Annotated in this window: 4 protein-coding genes; all 4 read left to right on the top strand. The window is 72.1% G+C overall.

All coding sequences use genetic code 11. From position 1 onward, the window contains the following. On the top strand, positions 1-1734 hold a 1734-nt coding region (locus AC13HU_RS34015), incomplete at its 5' end, for a nickel-dependent hydrogenase large subunit (protein WP_483045848.1). Next, a complete protein-coding gene (locus AC13HU_RS34010) occupies positions 1731-2282 on the top strand; it encodes a hypothetical protein (RefSeq protein WP_483045847.1) in 552 nt (183 codons plus the stop codon). The genes AC13HU_RS34015 and AC13HU_RS34010, both read left to right, overlap by 4 nt. Positions 2283-2341: 59 nt before the next feature. Next, positions 2342-3082: a DUF5947 family protein gene (locus AC13HU_RS34005; RefSeq protein WP_483045849.1), complete on the top strand. Its 741-nt coding sequence runs from the start codon at positions 2342-2344 to the stop codon at positions 3080-3082. Continuing rightward, on the top strand, positions 3079-3666 hold a 588-nt coding region (locus AC13HU_RS34000; protein WP_483045846.1), incomplete at its 3' end, for a DUF6084 family protein. The genes AC13HU_RS34005 and AC13HU_RS34000, both read left to right, overlap by 4 nt.

Raw genomic sequence — 3666 nt, 5'->3', positions numbered from 1 at the left:
GCCTGGGACCCGATCACCCGGATCGTGGGCAGCCTGGGCATCCACACGAAGATCGACTTCAAGCAGAAGAAGGTCGCCGAGTGCTACAGCACCTCATCGGTCTTCCGCGGCTACAGCGTCTTCATGCGCGGCAAGGACCCGCGCGACGCGCACTTCATCACCAGCCGGATCTGCGGGATCTGCGGCGACAACCACGCGACCTGCTCGGTGTACGCGCAGAACATGGCGTACGGCGTGAAGCCCCCGCACCTGGCCGAGTGGATCATCAACCTCGGCGAGTCCGCGGAGTACATGTTCGACCACAACATCTTCCAGGAGAACCTGGTCGGGGTCGACTACTGCGAGCGGATGGTCCGCGAGACCAACCCGGGTGTGCTGGAGCTGGCCGAGCGCACCGAGGCGCCGCACGCCGGCGAGCACGGTTACAAGACGATCGCGGACATCATGCGCTCGCTCAACCCGATCGAGGGCGAGTTCTACCGCGAGGCGCTCCAGGTCAGCCGCTACACCCGGGAGATGTTCTGCCTGATGGAGGGGCGCCATGTGCACCCCTCCACGCTCTACCCGGGCGGCGTCGGCACCGTCGCGTCGGTGCAGTTGTTCACCGACTACCTCAGCCGCCTGATGCGCTACGTCGAGTTCATGAAGCGCGTGGTGCCGCTCCACGACGACCTGTTCGACTTCTTCTACGAGGCGCTGCCCGGCTACGAGGAGGTCGGCCGGCGCCGGGTGCTGCTCGGCTGCTGGGGCGCGCTCAACGACCCCGAGTACTGCGACTTCACCTACCGCAACATGACCGACTGGGGCCGGCGGATGTTCGTCACCCCGGGCGTGATCGTGGACGGCAAACTCGTCACCAACGACCTCACCGAGATCAACCTCGGCATCCGTATCCTGCTGGGCAGTTCGTACTACGAGGACTGGGCGGGCAAGGAGCAGTTCGTCACCCACGACCCGCTCGGCAACCCGGTCGACCCGCGGCACCCGTGGAACCAGCACACCATCCCGCAGCCGCAGAAGCGGAACTTCGACGACAAGTACAGCTGGGTGATGTCGCCGCGCTGGTTCGACGGCAAGGAGCACCTGGCGCTGGACACCGGCGGCGGCCCGATCGCCCGGCTGTGGTCCACGGCGCTGTCCGGCCTGGTGGACATCGGCTACGTGCAGGCGACCGGCCACAGCGTGAAGATCAACCTGCCGCGGACCATGACGAAGCCGGAGACGAGCTTCGAGTGGAAGATCCCGAAGTGGTCCAACGCGCTGGAGCGCAACCGCGCCCGCACCTACTTCCAGGCGTACGCCGCCGCGGTCGCGCTGCACTTCGCGGAGAAGGGCCTGGCCGAGGTACGGGCCGGGCGCAGCCAGACCTGGGAGAAGTTCGAGGTGCCGGACGAGGGTCTGGGCTGCGGCTTCACCGAGGCGGTGCGCGGGGTGCTGTCGCACCACATGGTGATCCGCGACGGCAAGATCGCCAACTACCACCCGTACCCGCCGACCCCGTGGAACGCCAGCACCCGCGACACGTACGGCACGCCGGGCCCGTACGAGGACGCGGTGCAGAACACGCCGATCTTCGAGGAGAACTCCCCGGAGAACTTCAAGGGCATCGACATCATGCGGGCGGTGCGCAGCTTCGACCCGTGCCTGCCGTGCGGGGTGCACATGTACGTCGGCGGCGGGAAGACCGTCGAGCAGATGCATGTGCCGACCGGGCTGTCCGGGATGGGCGGATGAGCGCGGCGGTGGCGCCGCCCGACGCCGAACTGGCCGGGCGGCGGGTCGAGGAAGTGCTCGACAAGCTGGCCGCGTCGGGCGACCGGGCGGCATGCGCGGCGGCCGAGGAACTGGTCCGGGTGCTGATGGACTTCTACGGTGCCGGGCTCGCCCGGGTGGTGGCGCTGCTCGGGCAGACCGAGCCGAAGGCGCTGGAGCGGCTGCTGCGCGACGAGCCGGTGTCGGCGATGCTCGTGCTGCACGACCTGCACCCGGAGCCGCTGGAGGAGCGGATCGCCCGCGCGCTGGCGGCGGTGCCGGGCAAGCCGGTGGAGCTGACCGGCTTCGACGCGGAGACCGGGGCGCTGCGGGTGCGGGCCGCCGAGGCGGGCGGCTGCGGGTGCGGCGGCGGTGACGACGGCGGCGACGCGCTGCGTGCGTCGGTCGAGGACGCGCTGGCGTGCTTCGCGACCGAGGTGCGCACGGTGGAGGTCGAGTCGCCGGGCGGCGCGGCCGAGCCGGTGCTGCTCCAGATCACCCGGCGGCCGCAAGCGGCGGGGGCGTCGTGAGCGCACCGAGCGGCCAGGGCCCGGGCACCGGTCCCGGCCTCGGCTCCGGCACCGGCCCCCTGCTCACCGGGCTGCGGCGGTTCGCCGCGGCGGCCCGGGCCGAGCGGGAGCGGCCGGAGCGGTGCGAGCTGTGCGGGGTGGACGTGGCGCCGGGGGCCCACCGGCACCTGGTCGATACCGAGAAGCGGGCGCTGGCCTGCGCGTGCGTGCCGTGCGCGCTGCTCTTCGACAGCCGGGGTGCGGCCGGCGGCCGGTTCCGGACCGTACCGGCCCGCTACCTCGCCGACCCCGGGCACGTATGGGACGACGGCATGTGGGAGCGGCTGCAGATCCCGGTCGGGGTGGCGTTCTTCTTCCGGAACGCCGCGCTGGACCGGCTGGTGGCGCAGTACCCGAGCCCGGCCGGCGCGACCGAGAGCGAGCTGGACCCGCAGACGTGGCAGGAGGTGCTGGCCGGCAGCCGGCTGGCGCAGGTGCTCGAACCCGACGTGGAGGCGCTGCTGGTGCGCCGGGCCGACGGCAGGTGCGAGTGCTTCCTGGTGCCGATCGACATCTGCTACGAGCTGGTCGGACGGATGCGGCTGCGCTGGCAGGGCTTCGACGGGGGCGCGGAGGCACGCGCGGACCTGGAGCGGTTCTTCGCCGAGGTCGCGCGCCGGGCCAAGCCGGTGCCGGTGGACGTGCGGCCCGAGCCCGAGGACGGGCCCGCGGCCGGGGCAGCGGGTGGGCGCGTGGGCGTGGGAACTGCGGCCGGAACGCCGGCCGGAACGGGGCATGCGGCGGGGGATGTGCGGCCGTGACGGAGTTCTCGTTCTCCTGCGAGGCGGTGCGCGCCGACCCGTACGCCGCCGGACCCACCCTGGTCTTCCGGCTGCGGCTGACCGCGACACCGGGGGTGCGGGTGCACGCGGTCGCGCTGCGCTGCCAGATCCGGATCGAACCGGCCCGCCGCGGCTACGCGGACGCGGAGGCCGCCGGCCTGTCCGACCTGTTCGGCGAGCGCGCCCGGTGGGGCGGCACCATGCTGCCGGTGCAGTTCGCGCAGGTCTCGCTGATGGCGCCCGGCTTCACCGGCGAGACGGAGGTCGACCTGCCGGTGCCGTGCACGTACGACCTGGACATCGCGGCGACGCGGTACTTCCACGCCCTTCAGGAGGGCGAGGTGCCGCTGCTGATGCTCTTCTCCGGCACCGCCTTCACCGGTCCCGGCGGCTACCAGGTGGAGCCGGTGCCGTGGGACCGCGAGGCGTCCTTCCGGATGCCGGTCGAGGTGTGGCGGGCGATGGTCGAGCAGCACTTCCCCGGCTGCGGCTGGCTGCGGCTGCCCCGCGACACGATGGACGCGCTGCTCGCCTACCGCTCGGCGACGGCACTGCCGTCCTGG

Source organism: Streptomyces sp. NH27, from assembly GCF_056859195.1.
The sequence above is the reverse complement of the archived record's forward strand: the minus strand, read 5'-3'. Positions and strand labels throughout refer to the sequence as shown.